The sequence below is a fragment of the Stenotrophomonas sp. NPDC047960 genome (assembly GCF_043204395.1).
Classification (GTDB): Bacteria; Pseudomonadota; Gammaproteobacteria; order Xanthomonadales; family Xanthomonadaceae; genus Stenotrophomonas.
Genome location: NZ_JBIDBX010000003.1, coordinates 378,876 through 397,819, shown reverse-complemented (window position 1 = coordinate 397,819; position 18,944 = coordinate 378,876). Strand labels below are relative to the sequence as shown.

At 67.1% G+C, this 18,944-nt stretch carries 16 protein-coding genes and 1 pseudogene; 10 read left to right on the top strand and 7 right to left on the bottom strand.

Annotation, left to right across the window (positions count from 1 at the left end; all coding sequences use genetic code 11):
• Positions 1–92: 92 nt before the first annotated feature.
• Entirely contained in the window at positions 93–1,250 is a 1,158-nt protein-coding gene (locus tag ACGFZ3_RS09765; RefSeq protein ID WP_392919839.1) for a PQQ-dependent sugar dehydrogenase, read from the bottom strand.
• Between the two features lie 142 nt (positions 1,251–1,392).
• On the opposite strand from ACGFZ3_RS09765, the pseudogene yiaA reads away from it, so the two are divergent.
• Positions 1,393–1,823: pseudogene (yiaA, locus tag ACGFZ3_RS09760) on the top strand (inner membrane protein YiaA).
• 23 nt (positions 1,824–1,846) lie between these two features.
• On the opposite strand, the gene ACGFZ3_RS09755 reads toward yiaA, so the two are convergent.
• From ACGFZ3_RS09755 to ACGFZ3_RS09730, 6 genes are all read right to left on the bottom strand, one after another.
• On the bottom strand, positions 1,847–2,209 hold the full coding sequence (locus ACGFZ3_RS09755; RefSeq protein WP_282246945.1) for a hypothetical protein: 363 nt from the start codon (positions 2,207–2,209) through the stop codon (positions 1,847–1,849).
• A gap of 92 nt (positions 2,210–2,301) precedes the next feature.
• The gene (locus ACGFZ3_RS09750) at positions 2,302–3,594 is read right to left on the bottom strand and encodes an APC family permease (RefSeq protein ID WP_392919835.1); all 1,293 of its coding nucleotides are present in this window, start codon (positions 3,592–3,594) and stop codon (positions 2,302–2,304) included.
• Complete coding sequence (locus ACGFZ3_RS09745) at positions 3,591–4,385, bottom strand: L,D-transpeptidase (RefSeq protein ID WP_392919832.1); 795 nt, start codon at positions 4,383–4,385, stop codon at positions 3,591–3,593. Before ACGFZ3_RS09745 ends, ACGFZ3_RS09750 begins: the two co-directional genes overlap by 4 nt.
• Before the next feature lie 17 nt (positions 4,386–4,402).
• On the bottom strand, positions 4,403–5,251 hold the full coding sequence (locus ACGFZ3_RS09740) for a MurR/RpiR family transcriptional regulator (protein WP_392919829.1): 849 nt from the start codon (positions 5,249–5,251) through the stop codon (positions 4,403–4,405).
• A 40-nt stretch (positions 5,252–5,291) separates the two neighbouring features.
• Complete coding sequence (locus ACGFZ3_RS09735) at positions 5,292–6,398, bottom strand: dipeptide epimerase (protein ID WP_392919826.1); 1,107 nt, start codon at positions 6,396–6,398, stop codon at positions 5,292–5,294.
• On the bottom strand, positions 6,398–7,840 hold the full coding sequence (locus tag ACGFZ3_RS09730) for an SH3 domain-containing protein (RefSeq protein ID WP_392919823.1): 1,443 nt from the start codon (positions 7,838–7,840) through the stop codon (positions 6,398–6,400). The genes ACGFZ3_RS09735 and ACGFZ3_RS09730 overlap by 1 nt, the downstream gene beginning before the upstream one ends.
• A gap of 132 nt (positions 7,841–7,972) precedes the next feature.
• Between ACGFZ3_RS09730 and ACGFZ3_RS09725 the strand changes: the two genes are divergently transcribed.
• The 9 genes from ACGFZ3_RS09725 to ACGFZ3_RS09685 all read left to right on the top strand — a co-directional run bounded on the left by ACGFZ3_RS09725 (position 7,973) and on the right by ACGFZ3_RS09685 (position 18,890).
• Complete coding sequence (locus ACGFZ3_RS09725) at positions 7,973–9,457, top strand: transglutaminase-like domain-containing protein (RefSeq protein WP_392919820.1); 1,485 nt, start codon at positions 7,973–7,975, stop codon at positions 9,455–9,457.
• Positions 9,458–9,518: 61 nt separating this feature from the next.
• Positions 9,519–12,518 carry a carboxypeptidase regulatory-like domain-containing protein gene (locus ACGFZ3_RS09720; RefSeq protein WP_392919817.1) on the top strand — a complete coding sequence of 1,000 codons (3,000 nt, stop codon included), beginning with the start codon at positions 9,519–9,521 and terminating at the stop codon, positions 12,516–12,518.
• 4 nt (positions 12,519–12,522) lie between these two features.
• On the top strand, positions 12,523–14,232 hold the full coding sequence (locus ACGFZ3_RS09715) for a serine hydrolase domain-containing protein (protein ID WP_392919814.1): 1,710 nt from the start codon (positions 12,523–12,525) through the stop codon (positions 14,230–14,232).
• Entirely contained in the window at positions 14,153–14,824 is a 672-nt protein-coding gene (locus ACGFZ3_RS09710; protein ID WP_392919811.1) for a M15 family metallopeptidase, read from the top strand. Before ACGFZ3_RS09715 ends, ACGFZ3_RS09710 begins: the two co-directional genes overlap by 80 nt.
• Before the next feature lie 38 nt (positions 14,825–14,862).
• Positions 14,863–15,240, top strand: coding sequence for a hypothetical protein (locus ACGFZ3_RS09705; protein ID WP_392919808.1), 378 nt, complete (start codon positions 14,863–14,865; stop codon positions 15,238–15,240).
• Positions 15,241–15,460: 220 nt separating this feature from the next.
• Positions 15,461–15,883: an EF-hand domain-containing protein gene (locus ACGFZ3_RS09700; RefSeq protein WP_392919806.1), complete on the top strand. Its 423-nt coding sequence runs from the start codon at positions 15,461–15,463 to the stop codon at positions 15,881–15,883.
• Positions 15,884–15,978: 95 nt separating this feature from the next.
• On the top strand, positions 15,979–16,728 hold the full coding sequence (locus tag ACGFZ3_RS09695) for an HAD family hydrolase (RefSeq protein WP_392919803.1): 750 nt from the start codon (positions 15,979–15,981) through the stop codon (positions 16,726–16,728).
• Positions 16,729–16,732: 4 nt separating this feature from the next.
• On the top strand, positions 16,733–17,266 hold the full coding sequence (locus tag ACGFZ3_RS09690; protein WP_392919800.1) for a hypothetical protein: 534 nt from the start codon (positions 16,733–16,735) through the stop codon (positions 17,264–17,266).
• Between the two features lie 259 nt (positions 17,267–17,525).
• A complete protein-coding gene (locus tag ACGFZ3_RS09685; RefSeq protein WP_392919797.1) occupies positions 17,526–18,890 on the top strand; it encodes a VOC family protein in 1,365 nt (454 codons plus the stop codon).
• Positions 18,891–18,944: the final 54 nt, after the last annotated feature.

The following is an 18,944-nucleotide window of genomic DNA, read 5'->3' as shown; positions in this document are numbered from 1 at the left end:
ATCCCGATCGACCGCCGTGGCATTGCCCGCGTTCGGTCAAGGCATGAACGTCGGCGGGGAAGGCCGGGCATCGCCCGGCGCTCCCACCTGCATCACCCCTTCGGGGTGAGCTTCAACAGCTTGCCCTTGCTGCCATCTTCCAGCAGCCAGATCGCGCCATCCGGACCCTGTTCCACTTCGCGGATGCGTTCGCCCATCAGGAAGCGCTCGGCTTCGCGCGCGTTGTCACCGTCGAAGGCTACCCGCACCAGCGAGGTGGACGACAGCCCGCCGATGAAGCCGCTGCCGGTCCACTGCGGGAACAGCGTGCCGCTGTAGATGATGAAACCGGCCGGCGAAATCACCGGGGTCCAGGTCACCTTCGGGGCGGCGAATTCCGGCCGCGTGCTGTGGTCGGGAATGTCGCGGCCGTCGTAATGGTTGCCGTTGGACACGATCGGGTAGCCGTAGTTCGCGCCGCGCGTGATCAGGTTCAACTCATCGCCACCGGCCGGGCCCATTTCGTGCACCCACAGCTTGCCGCGTGCGTCGAAGGCGATGCCGAGCGCGTTGCGATGGCCCAGCGACCAGACCTGCGCGGCCACGCCGCCCTGGGAGGCGAACGGGTTGTCGCTCGGCACGCTGCCATCATCGTTGAGGCGGATGATCTTGCCCAGGTTGCCGGACATGTCCTGCGCCGGATCGAACTTCTGGCGCTCGCTGGAGGTGATCCACAGCTTGCCGTCCGGCCCGAAGGCCAGGCGGTGGCCGTAGTGCCCCTTGCCATCCACCTTCGGGGTCTGGCGCCAGATCACCTTGAAGTCTTCCAGCGTGCCGCTGCCATCGGCGGCAAGCACCAGCTTGGCGCGACCGACCGCCGCCCCGCGCGTGTCCTTGTCGCCTTCCTCGGCGTAGCTCAGGTACACAACGCCGTTCCGGGCGAAATCCGGGTGCGGCAGCACATCACCGAAGCCGCCCTGGCCGCCGTAGGCCACCTTGGGCACGCCGGTGATCTCCGCGCTCTTGCGGGTGGTCAGGTTGAAGCGCTTCAGCCTGCCTTCCTTCTCGGTCACCAGCAGGCTGCCATCGGGCAGGAAGCTCATCGCCCACGGCTGGTCGAAGGTGGCAAATTCAGTGGCGGTGAACGGCCACTGCGCCTTTTCCAGCGCGGGCGCGGAGGCCGCCCCGGGCGTATCCGCGGCCACGCAGGCGGTGGTGAACAGGGCCGGGGTGGCGGCGAGGGCAAGGGTCAGCAGCAGGTGGCGGGTCATGGGAGATCTCCGGAAGGGGACGCGAATGGCCAGCCGTTGTTGTACACCATGACCATCAAGGGGGCGTGGACCATACGTCACCCCCGTAGGCGGGTGCGGGGGAATCGGCTACCGTAGGCGCCATCAAAAGGGAGTTTGAACAATGAAGCCTCAGGTCACCAAGCCGTCTCCGGCGTTCATCGCCGCCTCGTGGACCGCACTGCTGCTGGGCGCCGTGGCGTACCTGGTCGGCCTGTTCAATGCCGAAATGGCCCTGAACGAGAAGGGCTACTACCTCACCCTGCTGCTGTTCGGTCTGTTCGCCGCAGTCTCGCTGCAGAAGAGCGTGCGCGACCGGGTGGAAGGCATCCCGGTGAGTGCGCTCTATTACGCGCTGTGCTGGTTCGCGCTGCTCGTGTCGCTGTTGCTGCTGCTGGTGGGGTTGTGGAACGCCACCCTGCTGCTCAGCGAAAGGGCTTCTACGGCATGGCCTTCGCGCTGAGCCTGTTTGGCGCCGTGGCCGTACAGAAAAACACCCGCGACCTGATGGCCGCGGGTGACCGCGAGATTCCGCCGATTCCGCGCGCGGAATAATCCCGCGTCGCGCCGCGCGGTACTCAGGTGCCGCGCGGTACGCCCTTGTCCAGGTGGGCCTGGTGCAGGGCGGTGGACTCGTCCCAACCACGACGCACCGCGTTGCGGGCCTGGGCCCAGGTCAACTTGCTGGTGGCCTGTTCACGCGCCCAGCGCGATTCAAGTTCGGCTTCGACCTGCTCGTAGGCCTGGATGATCTCATCGGCGCGGGTACCGCCCAACCGCGCGCTGTGGCCCAGGTAATAGGCCGGCTCGTAATCTTCGAAGGTCTGTTCGCTGTCGTAATACGGCTCGGCGCTGAAGCGCTCGCGCCAGTAATCGGACACTGCTTCGCGCGGTACGCCGTCTTCCGGCACCCGGCCGGGAATCTGGTAATCAGGGCTCATGTCTGGCTCCGGTGGGGTGAGGCTTCACCGTACCCGGCACCGGGTTAACGCCGCGGGCGCACGGGGTGAACAGCGCATCAAGCGCGGCTCGCTCACACCGTCTTGCGCGGCAGCAGGTAGATCACCGCGCCAACCGCGAACGCGATCAGCGCAGCCACGATGTTCTGCCAGCTGGCACTGGCAAACAGCGCCAGGCACAGCACCAGTGCCAGGATCGGAATCAGCGGGCCACCGGGCAGCTTCAGCGCGCCGGGGCGGTCGCGGAAGCGGCGGGCCAGCACGATCACAGCCGCCGCCGTGCCGATGTACGCGAACAGGCGCGTGGTCATCGACAGCAGCGCCAGCTGCACGAACGAGCCGGACAACGCCAGCACCAGCGCGATCAGGCCCTGGGTGATGATCGCCGCGGCCGGCGTGCGGAAGCGCGGATGCACCTGCGCCAGCAGCTTCGGCCCGTAGCCATCGCGCGCCAGCGCGAACAGGAAGCGCGGGCCCATCATCATCGTGTTGCTGTTGGTGCCCAGGATGGAAATCGTCGCGCCCACCGTGAGGATCAGGGCCAGCGCCTCACCGCCGAAGCCGGCGGCGGCATCGGCCAGCGGGGTGGCCGAATCGGCCAGGCCCGGCAACGTGCCCTGCGCGATGAACTGCACCGCGCCGTAGATCACCGTTACCGTGATGATCATGGTGATCAGCGCGAACGGGATGTCGCGGCGCGGGTTGCGGTACTCACCGGCTGCAGCCGGGATGTTCTCGAAGCCGGCATAGGCATACAGCAGCAGCAACGCCGCCTCGCCCATGCGCTGCAGGTCATGCGGGTCCGGGCGGGTGCCGGAGAAGGCCAGGTCGGTATCCACGTAGAACGCGCCGATCGCCACGAACAGCAGCAGCGGCAGCATCTTGCCGATCACCAGCACGATCCCGGTCCGCGCTGCCGAGCGCACACCGGCCACGTTCACCGCGGTCAGGAACCCCAGCGAGGCCACGATCACCAGCACCCGGCCCACATCGTGCCCGGCCCAGGGCCAGAACCGTGCCACCGCATCGGCCAGCGCGTTGCTCAACGCGGCGGCCGAACTGATCCGGGTCAGCCAGATCATCCAGCCGATCTCGAACCCGGCAAAGCGCCCGAACGCCTCGCGCGCATACAGATAACTGCCGCCGGGCTCATCGAAATAACTGGCCGCCTGCGCGTAACAGAGCACCAGCAGTGCCACCACGATGCCTGCCGCCACCACGCCCCACAGGCTGAACGGCCCCAGCAGGAGCACGGTAGCGGCCGGCAGCAGGTAGATGCCACTGCCGATCACGTCGTTGATCGACAACCCCACGATCTGCCAGCGGCTGACCGCGCGTTCCAGTTGCGGTTCGGGCGCGGCGCTCATCGTGCGGCCTTGGGCAGCGGCGGCAGCTGCCAGTCCTGCTGCAGGCGCTGGTACTGGGCGCGCGGCAGCAGCACGAACACCGGGCGCTGGGCCGGGTCGAGCCAGGCCAGCAGGCCACGCATGTGTTCGGGCTGCATCGCCGTGCAGCCGGCCGTGGCCTCACCCGGCGTGCGCCACAGGTGCGCGAAGATGCAGCTGCCCCGGCCCGGCTCGGCGTTCGGGTTGTGCTCGATCACGAAGCCTTCGCGGTAACGCACGTCGCCCTTGTTGTGCAGGTCCAGCCGCATCGGTTCGGTGGACCCTTCGACCGCGTCGGCCCCTACGACCTCGGCATCGACGATGCGGTTGTAATACTTCGAGTCGGGTACATCCATGCAGTAGCTGCTCTCCAGCATCGGCTGGTAGGGCATCGCGCTGGCGATCTTCGGCGCATAGCCGAACGCCGGACCGATGCTGAACATGCCGGCCGGGCTGCGGCCGTCACCCTCCTTCTTCAGCGGCTCGCCCGGCTGCTGCGGCCCACTGCCGTTCGGCGCGGGCGCTACGCCCACGCCCCAGGCGCTGCCGCTGCGGCCCACCGCCACATCGAATGCGGCGCCATGTGGCTGCCAGCCCTGTGGGGTACGTGCATAGGCCTGCAACCTACCCTGTGTGGCATCCCAGCCATCGGTGGTGACCACGATCATCTGGCCGTTGTCGTGCAGCGGCGTGGCCACGGGGGTGAGTGCCGAAGCGGGCAGGGCGCTGGCAACCAGCACGGTGGCAAAGGCGGTACGCAGCAGCGACAGCATCGGGTGCACTCCGGGAATCAGGTGTCGATCAGGTGTTCGATCCGTTCCAGGTTCACCCCGAGCTGGCGGTGGCGGTCCGGGTTGGCGTGGCAGAGCAGCACGAACACGAAGTCCAGCAGCGACTGCAAGGCAGAACGGTACAACAGTTGCGCCACGTGCGGCGCCGGATCGTGCGCGCACACCACCAGCGCGCCATCGGCGTGCGCGCGCAGCGGGTTGGCGCTGTGGCGGGTGATCGACACCACCTTGCCGCCCACGTCCTGGAACTGGCGCGAGAGCTGGAACAACTGCGGCAGCTTGCCGAATTCGGAAAACACCAGCAGCACATCGCCCGGCCGCGCCGCCGACAGGTTGGCCATCATCAGGATCGGGTCGGCGTGGTGCACGGTGAGCATGCCCAGCAGCGACAGCCGCATCGCGAATTCGCGCGCGTACAGACCATCATCGCCCAGCCCGTACACGAACAGCTTGGGCGCGCCATCGATCAGCTGCACGATCGCTTCCACGTCCGCCTGCGGGTTGGCCAGCCGGGTTTCCTCGTCGGCTGCGTTGCGGCTCAGGCGCAGGCGCTCGGCCAGCTGGTCGTAATCGTTGCCCGGCGCGGCGGCCGGCGGGCCGGCGCCCGGATCGTTGCCGGCGCGCGCCACGGCCTGGCCGATGGAATACTTCAGGTCCGGGTAGCCCTTGAAGCCGAGCTTCTGGCTGAACTTGACCACGCTGGACTGGCTGATGCCCAGCGCGCTGGCCAGCTGCTGCGAGGAGTAATCGCGCAGCAGGTGGGCATTGTCGAGGATGAAATCAGCGATGCGGCGTTCGATTGCCGACATGTGGTCACGCTCGGAGCGGATTTTCACCAGGGGCGGCATGGGTCAGGCAACGGTTCCAATCAAAAGGGGGCGGGGCACGTTACCAGCGCGGCGGCCTGATCATCTCCAGACCGCGCACTTCAGTGATGCCCAGACCGGGCGCGTCGCTGATGGTGATCTCCGACTCGTTGAACTGTACCCCGCCCGTGACGGGGTTGAACTGCCCCAGCGACGGCCCGTCCAGGTCCACCTTGGTGATCACCTCGCTCTTGGCCACCGCCAGGTGCACGGCCGCGGCCACGCTGATGCTCGATTCGATCATGCAGCCGATCATGCACGGCACCCCGTAGATGGCGGCGATGTCGGCAATCCGGATCGCGTTGGACAGCCCGCCGGTTTTCATCAGCTTGATGTTGATGATGTCGGCGGCGCGCTGCTGGATCAGGTCGAACACCTGGCCCGGGTTGAACACGCTCTCATCGGCCATCACCGGCGTGTTGACCCGGTCGGTCACATACTTCAGCCCGCTGATGTCGGCCGCCTTCACCGGCTGCTCCAGCAGTTCCAGCACCACCCCGGCCTCTTCCAGCGTGCGCATGGCATGCACCGCCTGCTTGGCGGTCCAGCCCTGGTTGGCATCCAGCCGCAGCAGGGCGCGGCCCTGCACGGCCGCATGGATCGCCTTCACCCGCTCGATATCCAGCCCGATGTCCTTGCCGACCTTGATCTTCAGCGACTCGAAGCCGCGGTCGATCGCCGACAGCGAATCGGCCACCATCTTGTCGATGTAATCCACGCTGATGGTGATGTCGGTGGTGATCACCGGGTCGCCACCGCCCAGCATCTGGTACAGCGGCGCCTTGTGCAGCTGCGCCCACAGGTCGTACACCGCGATTTCCACCGCCGCCTTGGCGCTGGTGTTGCGCTCCATCGATGACTGGATCAGCGCGCAGTTGCGGTTGAGCTCGGCCACGTCCTGGCCGACCAGGCGCGGCTTGATGAAGGTGTTGATCGCCTCGATGATCGAACCGTGGGTATCGCCGGTGATCACCGCCGTGGCCGGCGCCTCGCCGTAGCCGGTGTGGCCGGTATCGGTGCGGACCAGCACCACCACGTCTTCCACCGTGTCCACGGTGCGCAGTGCGGTCTTGAACGGGGTTTTCAGCGGCACGCGCAGCATGCCAAGTTCAATGTCGGTGATTTTCATCAAGGAGTCTGGGGCCGGATGCGCTGGATGTTGGTGATGCGGTCGATATAGCTCACGGTGTCGCTGGCCATCATCGGCTGCAGCGGCGTCACCGAGACGCCATTGAGATGGGCCTGCACGCGCTTGCCGCCCGGGCCGAACCAGCTGCCGCCGGCGGTGTCGTGGATCATCCACGTCTGTCCGTCGAGCTGGCCAATGGTGACCATCACGTGGCCGGGAATGTAGACCAGGTCGCCCACCTGCAGCTGCTGAACGGCCGCGTCGCGCTTGGCCTTGCCGTCCTTGTCGCTGAAGGCGATACGGTCCAGCGCCGGGCTGATCGCCTGCGCGCTGGTATTGCGCGGCACCAGCACGCCGAAGCTGCGGTAGATCTCGGAGACGAAGCCGCTGCAGTCACGGGTGTCGTACGAATGGCCCCAGCCGTAACGCTCGCCCAGGAACTTGAAGCTCTGGCTGAGCAGGTTGCGCGGTGTCAGTGGCAGGTAGTCGCTGGCCGTATCCTGCGAACGCGGCAGCAAGGCCGGCACCAGGGCCAGGGTGCCGTCGTCGTTGCGGACCGGCAACTGCACCACGTGCGCGCCATGTGCCTGCTGGCCATTCACGGCCTGCGCCATCGGCCAGTCGGCCAGCACCGGCAGGCGCACGCCCATCTCCAGCTGCAGCCGCGACACGCGCGGCTCTTCCGGGGTGAACGCGGTGTACACGGTGGCGCCGGTCACCACGCGATACGGACCGTGCTGGCCGTAGCCCAGCACCGTGGCCGCATCCCCCACGCCCACGAAGCGCTTCTCGATCCACGCCGAGTAGCGTTCGCTGGTGACGAACAGCCACTGCCCATCCGCGCTTTCATGCAGCACCGCTACCGCATCGCCCGGGAACAGCGCGGACTCCTGGAAGCGGTCGATATCGGTATCGCCCTGCGAGGTGAACACCCGCAGCGCGGTCGGGAATGCGCGTAGTGCGGCGCGGTGGGTGACCAGGCCGTACTGCAGCGGGCGCTCGGCAGGAATGGCGTCCAGCGCCAGGTTGGCCTCGATCGCCGGACGCGCGGTGGCGGCCACCGGTTTGCCGTCCTCACCGAACAGCAGCTTCTGCGGCCAGCGCGAGAGCGCCTGGATGTCGGCCAGCACCGTGGCGCGCGGCAGGCGCGCGGGCAGGGCGCGCAGGTCATGAATGGAGGTGTCTTCGGCGCGCATGCGCGCGTTCTGCGCCGCGATGCCCGCGCGATCCAGGATCACCCGGTCGGCATCGGGCAGCCGCGCCGCCCAGAACGCCGGGTCCAGATAGGCCTCACGCAGGCCCACCACGCCAGCAAAGTCGGAAGGGCTGGCGACAGGCGCCTGAGCCCAGGTAGCAGCGGCGGGCAGGGCGAGCACCGCGGCCAGCAAGGCACGCGCCGGCCACGCAAGCCGCGCGGGGCGGCGGGGGGAAGCCTGGATCATGGAGCGGTCACCCTCCTCGAAAGCGTCAGGAATATTTATTCCTTTTTCCAGCGAAAGCAAGAATAAATTATTGACCACCTGTCAGGCCCGTGTTACACAGCGATTACCACCTGCACCTTGGGAAGTGTCGCCGTGGATCTGCCCGTACGCAAACCGCGTTCTTCTGCCTCGACCTTCGCCCGGCGCGCCGCGACGGCGTGCCTGCTGCTGGGCATTGCCTCGGCCGGGGCGCAGGCGCCGGCGCTGGATGCGGTGGTGGCGCAGATCGACCACGGCGACTTTGCCGCTGCCGACGCGCGCATCGCTGCGGCCATCAACGATCCCGCGCTCAGCGAAGACGCACGTGCGGCTTATGCGTTCCAGCGCGAGCGGATGCGCCGCATGCGGCTGGACTTCACCCTGGACGAGGCTGCCGCCAAGGCGATGGTGCGCAAGCAGATCCCGGACCTGCGCGATGACGAGTTCGCGCGCTGGGATGCCGCCGGGCTGATCGAACACCTGGACATCGACGGTGAACGCCGCTACTTCAAGCGCGCGCCGGCCAACCTGTTCCGGGTCAGCGCCGAAGCCAAGGCACGCCGCGCACCCAACGTCCCGCTACCGGTGGATGGCCCGTACGAGAACCTCGCCCCGCACCACGAAGAAGTGATCGCGGCGGCCAAGGCCAGCGGCGCCACCAGCCTGGTGCCACGCCGCGTGGAAGTCACCCAGTCGATCACGGTCAAACCCGATGCCGTGCCCGCCGGCGAACTGCTGCAGGCCTGGATTCCTTACCCGCGCGCCATTCCCGGCCAGCAGGAAGACATCACCTGGATCGGCCCGAAAAGCGAAGTGGTGATCGCGCCCGAAGCCGCCCAGCAGCGCACGGTCCACCTGCAGCAGAAAGCGGTGGCGGGAACGCCGACCCGCTTCGAGATCCGCTACGCCGTCACTGTCTACGCGCGCCACATCGCGATCGATCCGGCCAAGGTGCTGCCCACGCCGGCCGATGCCGCGCTGCAGCCCTACCTGGCCGAACAAGCGCCGCACGTGGTGTTCACCCCGGCGTTGCGTGCGTTCTCGCAGCGCGTGGTCGGCAATGAGACCAACCCCTACCGGGTCGCTCAGAAGCTGTTCGACGCGGTCGACCAGATCCCGTGGGCCGGCGCCCGCGAATACTCGACCATCTCCAACATCAGCGACTACGCCCTGCACGCTGGCCATGCCGACTGCGGACAGCAGACACTGCTGCTGATCGCCTTGTTGCGGCTCAACGGCATTCCCGCGCGCTGGCAGTCGGGCATGGTCTATTCGGACGACGCGGTGGGCTACAACAATCTGCACGACTGGGGCGCGCTGTACCTGGCCCCGTACGGCTGGGTGCCGATGGATGTGACCACCGGCCGCCTGAAAAGCGCGGACCCGGCGCTGCGCGATTTCTACTTCGGCGGGCTCGATGCCTACCGCATCGCCTTCAACGACGACTTCCAGCAACCGTTCCAGCCGGCCAAGCGGTACCCCCGTTCGGACACCGTGGATTCGCAGCGCGGTGAAGTCGAATGGTCCGGCGGCAACCTGTATTTCGATCAGTGGAATTACGACTTCCAATCGCACGTGGTGCCAGCCACGCCGCGGTAGCACCCCACCGTTGGTGGGGTAATCAACATTGTTTTTTCACCCTTGAAGGAGAGAGCAGGGAATGAAAGCGAACGGTTTGAAGCGGGCGGCGCTATGCGTCGCATTGGGTGCGTGCCTCGGTGTCGTGGCGCCGGCGGCGATGGCGCAGGACGGTTCCGTGGCGGGCAGGCTGCTCAGCGAGCCGGGCCAGCAACTGGAAGGCGCCACGGTCACGGTGCGCAACCCGGCCACCGGCTTCGTGCGCTCGGTGCGCGCCGATGCCAACGGCAGCTACCGCATTCCCCTGCTGCCGGTGGGCACCTACGACCTGGAAGTGGCCGTGGCCGGCGGCGCGCCGGCGCGCGTAGGGCAGGTCAACGTGACCCTGGGCAATGCCACCACGGTGAACGTGCCGGTCAGCGGCGTGAACACCTTGGGCGCAGTGCAGGTCAGGGCCCCCCAGGTGGTGAACATGGTGGACGTGCGCTCCACCGAATCGGCCACCAACATCACCCGCGAAGAGCTCTCGCGCCTGCCGGTGGACCGCGACATCACCGCCGTCGCCCTGCTGGCGCCGGGCGCGGTGAAGGGCAAGGGCTCGCTGGGCGGGCAGGGCATCTCCTTCGGTGGCTCCTCGGTCGCGGAAAACACCGTGTACGTCAACGGCCTGAACGTTACCGACTTCTACAACCGGGTCGGCTTCTCGTCGGTGCCGTTCGGCTTCTACCAGGAGTTCCAGGTCAAGACCGGCGGCTACTCGGTGGAGTTCGGGCGCAGCACCGGCGGCGTCATCAACGCCGTGACCCGCTCGGGCACCAATGAATTCCAGACCGGTGCGCAGCTGGTGGTGGAACCGCGCGCGTGGCAGTCGCAGGCCCGCGACCGCTACGACCGCAACGGAAGCCGCTACATCACCGCCAGCCAGGATGACTACTCGCGCAGCGCCCTGAACGTGTTCGCCTCCGGCGCGCTGGTACAGGACAAGCTGTTCTTCTTCGGCATGTACGAAGCGCGCGACTACCAGCCCAACTCCACCAACGACGCCGGCACCGTGTTCAACCGCGGCAGCGCCGATGACCCGTTCTGGGGCGGCAAGCTGGACTGGCAGATCACCGACAACCAGATGCTGTCGCTGTTCGGCTTCTCCGACAAAAGCGACACCATCACCGACGTCTACAGGTACGACTACGCCACCGGCGACATCGTCGGCGACCGCACCAACCAGATCTACAACACGGTCGGCGGCAAGAACTGGTCGGGCACCTACAGCTGGCAGGTCAACAACGACCTGACCATGAAGCTCATGTATGGCGAGAACAAGCGCAACCGTTCGCAGAGCAGCCTGATGGACCAGAACTGCAACCGCGTGTTCGACAACCGCACCGCCAGCCAGGGCGTGCCCACCGGCCTGCAGGGCGACCGCAGCTGCACCAGCAGCTCGCAGGTGGAATCGGCGCTGGATACCCGCAAGGCGGCCCGTGCCGACTTCGAGTGGGCCCTGGGCGACCACCTGCTGCGCTTCGGCCTGGACCGCGAAGAGAACACCTCCGATTACGAACGCTCCTACCCGGGTCCGGGCGGGCTGCGCTACGACATCTACTACCGCACTCCCGGCAGCTCGCTCAACGGCGGCACCGTGCCGGCCAGCGGACTGGTCGCGCGCACCCGCCGCTATGAAGTGGCCGGTTCGTTCGAGACCATCAACTCCGCGTACTACATCGAAGACAACTGGCAGGTCACCCCCAACCTGCTGCTGAACATCGGCGCGCGCGTGGAAGGCTTCGACAACAGGGGCGGTGACGGCGACAGCTACATCAAGATCGACAACATGTTCGCCCCGCGCCTGGGCTTCTCCTGGGACGTCAGGGGCGATGGCACCACCAAGGTGTTCGGCAACCTCGGCCGCTACTTCCTGCCGGTGGCCAACGTCATCAACATCAAGCAGGCCGGCGGCTTCCTGGATGAGCGTACCTGGTACGAGTTCCTCGGCTACTCCGGTGGCGGGAACAACATCCCGGTACTGGGCGGCCAGATCGGCCCGGTGGACAACTCGCAGGGCGACGGCAGCGTGCCGGACCTGCGCGCCGAAGTGAACCGCGACATGGACCCGGTGTACCAGGATGAAGCGATCCTCGGCTTCCAGCACATGCTCAGCGAATCCTGGTCGGTCGGCGCCAGCGTCACCTATCGCCGCCTGAACAATGCCATCGATGACATGAACATCACCGCGACCGGCCAGTGTGGTGAGGTCGACAGCGTGTGGATCATGGGCAACCCGGGTCGCACCAACACCGTGTGGGGCGATACCGATTGCGATGGCAGCAATGATGGCTGGATCGACATCGACACCGCCCGCGAAGGCTGGGCGCTGTATGACGACGACGGCAACTACGTGGGCCAGCGCGGCTGGGTCAAGCCGAAGCGTGATTACAAGGCGCTGGAACTCCAGGTCGACCGTGCATGGGATGGCAAGTGGGGCTTCAACGCGTCCTACACCCTGGCCTATGGCAAGGGCAACGCCGAAGGTCCAGTCAATTCCGATACCGACTTCGCCGATTCGGGCCGTACCGAGAACTTTGACAACCCATGGGTCAACTACCGCGGCTACGGCTACCTGGCCAATGATCGCCGCCACCAGTTCAAGTTCCGCGGCAGCTACGCGCTCACCGAAAACCTGACCGTGGCGGCCACGCTGGGCATCCAGTCCGGCAGCCCGATCACCCGCTTTGGTGCAGGCAACCCGTTTGATGCCACCGATTTCCACAGCTATTTCGTGTGCGTATCCAACTGCCAGTCCAGCGTGCCGTCCGAACGCGTGTTCGTGCATTCGCCGCGTGCCGGTGATGGCCGCACCCCCTGGACCTACGACCTGGACATGAGCATCGCCTACAAGGTGCCGGTGCCGCTGGACATCAGCCTGAAGCTGGCCGTGTACAACGTGCTCAACCAGCAGCGCATCGTCTCGGTGGACCAGGACTACGAGCCGCAGGACAGCATCGGCACGCCGAACCCGCTGTACGGTTACGGCGCCGGGTTCCAGTCGCCGCGCTATGCGCAGCTCACGGTGACGTGGAACTATTGAGCGCATGAGCGTCTTGAAACCGTGGGTGGCGTGCGTGGCGGCGGGGGTCATGGCTTCGGCCACCGCCGCAGCCGCCGAGCCCGGCTTCCAGGCGATGTTCGACCAGACCCGGCAGCACTACGCGCTGCCGGGACTGGCCATGGCCGTGGTGGATGACGGCCGCGTGGTCTATACCCACACCGCCGGTGAACGCCGCGCCGGCAGTGGCGAACCCATCGACGCCGACACCCTGTTCAAGATCGCGTCCAACAGCAAGGCCATGACTGCGGCAGTCCTGGCGCGGCTGGTCGACCGTGGCCTGCTGGCGTGGGACGACCCCGTTACAAAGTACCTGCCGCAGTTCCGCATGCACGACCCGTGGGTCACCGAACACATGCAGGTGCGCGACCTGCTCATCCACAACAGCGGGCTGGGCCTTGGCGCGGGCGACCTGATGCTCTGGCCCGAACCCAATGCCTTCACCCGCGCCGACATCATGGCCGGTCTTGCCCATCTCAAGCCGGTCACCAGCTTCCGCAGCGGTTACGCCTACGACAACCTGATGTATGTGGTGGCCGGTGAGGTGGCCGCCGCCGCCGGGGGCAAGCCGTATGACCAGCTGCTGCGCGAGGAAGTCTTCGGCCCGCTCGGCATGACCCGCTGCCAGGCCGGCGCGTGGTCGGTGGCGAAGGTGGGCAACGTGGCCCAGCCGCATGTCCCCCGCGAAGGTCGCAACGCGGTGGTCAATGCTGATACCGACATCGCGCCGGATCTGACCTCGATGGCGGCTGGCGGCATCCGCTGCAGCCTGCGCGACATGACCCGCTGGATGCAGGTCCTGCTGGATCCCAGCCTGGTGCCTGGCTGGCTCAGCGATACCCAGCGCCGCGCGCTGTGGACCGCGCACATGCCCATGCCGCTGGGCGAACGCCAGCGCCGCTGGGACAACGCGCATTTCTCCGCCTATGGCTATGGCTGGCGGCTGTCGGACATGGACGGGCAGTGGAAGGTCGCCCACACCGGCACGTTGTCGGGGATGTATTCCTCGCTCGCGCTGCTGCCGGACCGCAGGGTGGGCGTGGTGATCCTGATCAATGGCGAAGGCGAGGACGCGCGCACCGTGCTCATGCAGGCCGCGCTCAAGCATTACACCGCGCCAGAGCAGCTGCAGACCGTTGCCGGTTACTCCGGGCAGCTGCAGGCCGAACGGACCCAGCGCCGCAACACCACCCACGTACTGCCAGACACGACGGCACGCAAACCCGTAGAGCCACGCCCTGCGTGGCTGAGCAGCGCCGACCATCCCGCAGCCACGCAGGGCGTGGCTCTACGCAGCGCCGACCATCCCTCAGCCGTGCAGGGCCTCTATCGCGACCCCTGGCTGGGCCAGGCCCGCCTCTGCCCCGAAAACAACAGCCTGCGTTTCAGCGTGGACAAATCGCCGTCACTGCGCGGAACCGTGATGCAGCTCGATACCCGCTGGCTGGTGCAGTGGGATACCCTCGGGGCGGATGCAGAACCCTGGCTGCAGGTGGAGCCGGGCACCCCGCCGGCGCTCCGCCTGAGCGCGATCGATCCGGATATCGACTTCAGCTATGACTACCAGGACCTGCACTTCACCCGCGTCGGCGATTGCCCTCAGCCTGCTGCTCGCCTTGGCCGCGCCCGCGGTGGTGTCGGCCCAGCCGGTGCACATCGCCTTGGTCCGTACCGCCGAGCAGGCCGGCCTGGTTGACATCACCACGCTCTCGCCGGATATCAAGCTCGACATGCGCTACGCCGGCGCCAACAACTTCACCGGCCGCCCGGTACCGGGGTACGAGGCACCCAAGTGCTTCCTGCTGCGCCCGGCGGCCAAGGCGCTGGCCCAGGTGGAGGCCGACCTGCGCGCGGGCGGCTATGGCCTGCAGCTGTTCGACTGCTACCGTCCGGCACAGTCGGTGCGCTCCTTCGTGGCCTGGGCCAACGACCCGCTCGAGCAATCGCGCAAGGCGCAGCAATACCCCGGTCTGGACAAGCCGGCGCTGCTGGGCGGCTACATCGCCGAAACCTCCGGGCACAGCCGCGGCGCCACCGTCGACCTGGGCCTGCTCGACTGCCGCAGCGACCCGTGCAGCGTGATCGACATGGGCACCGACTTCGACTTCTTTGGCCCGCGCGCGCATACCGACGCGCCCGACATCACCCCCACCCAGTACCGCAACCGGCAGACCCTGCTGCAGGCCATGCAGCGCCGGGGCTTTGCCAACTACCCGCAGGAGTGGTGGCACTTCACCCTCACGCCCGAGCCCAGCCCCACCACGGCCTACGACGTTCCGGTTCGCTGAGCGCCTACAATGCGCGCTCACCGAACCCACGGAACACGATGAACCTGCCGCTGCATTTTGGATTGCTGGGCACGCTTGAAGCCGGCCTGATCGCCCTGCTGCTGGGCGTGCTGGTGTATGCGCTGTGGCACCGGCTGTGCCGCTGGGCGGGGTGGTCGGACGGGCACGCCATCGGCTGGTCCTGCGTCATCGCCGTGGCGGGCGCGGCTGGCATCGATGCCTGGAACCTGTTCTACATGGGCATGATGCGGCTAGAGTCGCCGCTGTATGCGCGCCTGTTCCTGGCCACCATCCACGATCCAAACGAACTGGGCTCGCGCGTGGTCATCGAAGTGGCCGGTGCACTCGGTGGCGTTGCACTGGCCTGGCTGATATTCAGTTCCTGCTCAGGCGAAAAAAGCGCCACCGAACGCTGAGTTTTCGTTCGCATCCGGTTAAATCCGGGCGCATTGAATGATCACCTTACCAACCGCTCACCTGTGCGTAACCGCACCGGTAATGGAGCGCGGCGCGCGGGTGGTTAAGACCGTGTGCGAAGGCCGGTTGCGGCGCAAGATTGATTCACAAACGGGGTGTCAGTCTGGGGTCGTGCGGAAAACAACGAGCCGCGCAACATCCCACAAGGAGACCACCCAGATGACTATTCGCAACCGCAAGCCCCTGATCGCCCTGATCGTCGCCGCCGGCAGTGTTCTGGCCATTCCGGCGATGGCCCAGACCGCCCAGCAGAGCGCCGCGCAGGCACAGACCCAGGCCGCGCAGGCCCAGCAGTCGGCGGCACAGGCCGACCAGGCGGCGGATGCCGCCACCGGCGCCGCTGCCCAGGCGTCGGCGCAGGCTGGCGGCGGTGGCGGTGGCGGCCAGACCTGGGCCAGCGTTGATACCGACGGTGACGGCGCCATCAGCAAGACCGAGGCCCAGGTGAACGCCGGCCTTGCCCAGGTCTTCGACCAGGCTGACAGCAACAAGGACGGCAAGCTGACCCCGGACGAGTACAAGGCCTATGTCGCCGCCCAGCAGGGCGCCGCAGCCGGCGGCAACGCCGCCCCGGGCCGCTAAACGCGCAACTGCCTGAAACCGATGGACAACGGTGAATGGCCTGGAAGGGCGGCTTGGGCCGCCCTTCCTTCTTTTCGCCTTGGTATCCTTGCCCGATGATGACCTCCATGCCCGCGCCCACCGGCGCCATCGGTCTGGTCGGTTTTGACGGTGACGATACGCTGTGGAAGAGCGAGGACTACTACCGCAAGGCCGAGCAGGATTACCTCGACATCCTGTCGCGCTACATCGACGTGCACGACACCGCCACCGCGCGCCACCTGCTCGAGGTGCAGCAGCGCAACCTTGGCGTGTTCGGCTACGGTGTAAAGGGCATGACCCTGTCGATGCTGGAAGCGGCCATCGAGATCACCGGAAAGGCCATTGCCGCACGCGACCTGCAGCTGATCCTCGACATCGGCCATGACACCCTGCGCCATCCGGTCGAACTGATCGACGGCGTGCGCGAGTCCGTCGCCGAGATCGCCCGCGATTACCCGGTGGTATTGATCACCAAGGGCGACCTGTTCCACCAGGAAGCCAAGATCAAGGTCGCCAACCTGCGCGAGTTGTTCCCGCGCATCGAAATCGTCTCCGAGAAGGACCCGGAAACCTACGCGCGCGTACTCGAAGAGTTCGACCTGCCGATGGAGCGTTTCGTCATGGTCGGCAACTCGCTGCGCTCGGATATCGAGCCGGTGGTTACCCTGGGCGGCTGGGGCATCCACACCCCGTACGCAGTGACCTGGGCGCACGAAACCCAGCATGGCGTGGCCGCCGATGAGCCGCGCATGGTGGAAGCGGCCACCGCCTTCGACTGGCCGCAGGCCCTGCGCGCCATTGAAGCCAAGGCGGCGGGCGGCTGAGCCGGTGAAGCGCCTGCGCCTGCTGCTGGTGGTTCTGCTGCTGTGGTTGCCGGTGCTGGCGGCCGCACAGCAGACCCCTGAGAAATCCCAGGCCTACCAGGTCGATACCGGTGATGCCTGGGTCGATACCCAGCTGCAGGACATCAACCATTACGCCGAGCGCTACCCGCAGAGCTTCCTCGACGAGGTAGCGCGTTACGCCAGCGTCCCGCGCGATTACATCGCCGCGCTGTTCTACACCCACGGCTGGCAGGCCGGCGACATCTACTTCGCCTGCTTCTGGGCCAAGGCCACCGAACGCTCCTGCCGGGATGCCGTGCAGGCCTGGTCGCGCTTCGTGCCCGAAGAAGGCGACGACAAGCGCTGGGCCGAGGTGGTGACCAGAATGCCGGTCACCCCGACCAACCAGCACTGGCGCACCCTGCGCCACGCCATCGTGGCCAGCCACGACCACTGGGACCGCCCGGTCACCCTCGACGCCACCCTCAAGCGCCAGCTCGGCGACCGCGCCCAGCGCGACAAAGCCGCCAAGCGGTAGGGTCGCATCCCGATCGACCGCCGTGAAATGCTCCGCGTTCGGTGATGGCATGACCTTCGTCGGGGACGGCTCTCGCTCCGTTTCGGGGTCATGCGTTACCGGGCGTTGACCCGTTATCGGCGGTCGTTCGGGAACCGACCCTACCCCTCCATGCGACGTGTGGGGCACCCTCGTCAATGCTGCTGTGCACCTCGCCGCATCCCGCTTCCTCGGCGACAATGGGTACCTGCTGTTCCCGTGATCCGTTGCCGAGTACGTAATGAGCGCCGACCGTTTCGTTTCACCCGACGATATCCGCAGCCTGTTCGCCCAGGCCATGTCCACCATGTACCGCACCGAAGTGCCGCTGTACGGCACCCTGGTTGACCTGGTGGCCGAGATCAACGATGCCGTGCTCACCGACAACCCGGCGCTGGCCGAGCAGCTCGAACGCAATGACGAGCGTGGCCGCCTGGCGCAGGAACGCCACGGCGCCATCCGCGTCGGCACGGCCGACGAGCTGGCCACCCTGGGTCGCCTGTTCGCGGTGATGGGCATGCACCCGATCGGCTACTACGACCTCTCCGTAGCCGGCGTGCCGGTGCATTCCACCGCCTTCCGACCGCGCACCGCCGCCGCGCTGGCCGCCAACCCGTTCCGCGTGTTCACCTCGCTGCTGCGCCTGGAACTGATTGAGGACGAAGTCCTGCGCGACGAAGCCGCGCGCATCCTCGCGCGCCGCCGCATCTTCACCGCTGACGCACTGGCGCTGATTGACCAGGCCGAACGCGAAGGCGGGCTGGACCAGAACGACGCGCGCCGCTTCGTGCTCGCCGCGCTGGAAACCTTCCGCTGGCACAGCGACGCCACCGTGTCGCTGGCCACTTACCACGCCCTGCACGACGCCCATCGCCTGGTGGCCGACGTGGTCAGCTTCCGGGGCCCGCACATCAACCATCTCACCCCGCGCACGCTGGATATCGACGCCGCGCAGGCCGGCATGCTCGCCCGTGGCATCGATGCCAAGGCCGTGGTCGAAGGCCCGCCGCCGCGCCGCTGCCCGATCCTGCTGCGCCAGACCAGCTTCAAGGCGCTGGAAGAAACGGTGAACTTCCCTGATGGGGAAGGTGGCGATGCCGGCACCCACACCGCACGCTTCGGCGAAATCGAACAGCGCGGCCTGGCCCTGACTCCCAAGGGCCGCGCGTTGTACGATCAGCTGCTGGCCCAGGCCCGTGATGCCGGCGGTGCCGGCAGCACCGGCCAGGATTACCCCACGCGCCTGGCCGCGGCCTTCACCGCGTTCCCGGACGACCACGACACCCTGCGCCGCGAAGGGCTGGGCTATTACCGCTATGCGCTCACTGAAGCCGGCCGCGCCAACCCGGCCGCCGTGGGCGACCTGCCGGCCGAAGCGCTGGTGGCGGCAGGGCTGGCCAGTGCCGACCCGATCGTCTACGAAGATTTCCTGCCGGTCAGCGCGGCGGGTATTTTCCAGTCCAACCTCGGCGGTGAAGAGCAGCGCGCCTATGCCGCCCATGCCAACCGCGATGCGTTCGAGCAGGCGCTGGGCATGAAGGTGGAAGACGAGTTCGTGATTTACGAACGCCTGCAGCAGGAATCGCTGGACAGCCTGCGCGGTTGACGGATTGCGTGCGCCACCACCAACGGTCGTGGCCTACCGGCAATCACCGCGGCG

Coding starts and splice junctions, on each gene's coding strand:
- ACGFZ3_RS09735 (WP_392919826.1), bottom strand. CDS start 6,398: ATGAAAATCACCGACATTGAACTTGGCATGCTGCGCGTGCCGCTGAAA.
- ACGFZ3_RS09730 (WP_392919823.1), bottom strand. CDS start 7,840: ATGATCCAGGCTTCCCCCCGCCGCCCCGCGCGGCTTGCGTGGCCGGCG.
- ACGFZ3_RS09695 (WP_392919803.1), top strand. CDS start 15,979: ATGATGACCTCCATGCCCGCGCCCACCGGCGCCATCGGTCTGGTCGGT.
- ACGFZ3_RS09715 (WP_392919814.1), top strand. CDS start 12,523: ATGAGCGTCTTGAAACCGTGGGTGGCGTGCGTGGCGGCGGGGGTCATG.
- ACGFZ3_RS09755 (WP_282246945.1), bottom strand. CDS start 2,209: ATGAGCCCTGATTACCAGATTCCCGGCCGGGTGCCGGAAGACGGCGTA.
- ACGFZ3_RS09750 (WP_392919835.1), bottom strand. CDS start 3,594: ATGAGCGCCGCGCCCGAACCGCAACTGGAACGCGCGGTCAGCCGCTGG.
- ACGFZ3_RS09740 (WP_392919829.1), bottom strand. CDS start 5,251: ATGCCGCCCCTGGTGAAAATCCGCTCCGAGCGTGACCACATGTCGGCA.
- ACGFZ3_RS09700 (WP_392919806.1), top strand. CDS start 15,461: ATGACTATTCGCAACCGCAAGCCCCTGATCGCCCTGATCGTCGCCGCC.
- ACGFZ3_RS09720 (WP_392919817.1), top strand. CDS start 9,519: ATGAAAGCGAACGGTTTGAAGCGGGCGGCGCTATGCGTCGCATTGGGT.
- ACGFZ3_RS09765 (WP_392919839.1), bottom strand. CDS start 1,250: ATGACCCGCCACCTGCTGCTGACCCTTGCCCTCGCCGCCACCCCGGCC.
- ACGFZ3_RS09685 (WP_392919797.1), top strand. CDS start 17,526: ATGAGCGCCGACCGTTTCGTTTCACCCGACGATATCCGCAGCCTGTTC.
- ACGFZ3_RS09745 (WP_392919832.1), bottom strand. CDS start 4,385: ATGCTGTCGCTGCTGCGTACCGCCTTTGCCACCGTGCTGGTTGCCAGC.
- ACGFZ3_RS09705 (WP_392919808.1), top strand. CDS start 14,863: ATGAACCTGCCGCTGCATTTTGGATTGCTGGGCACGCTTGAAGCCGGC.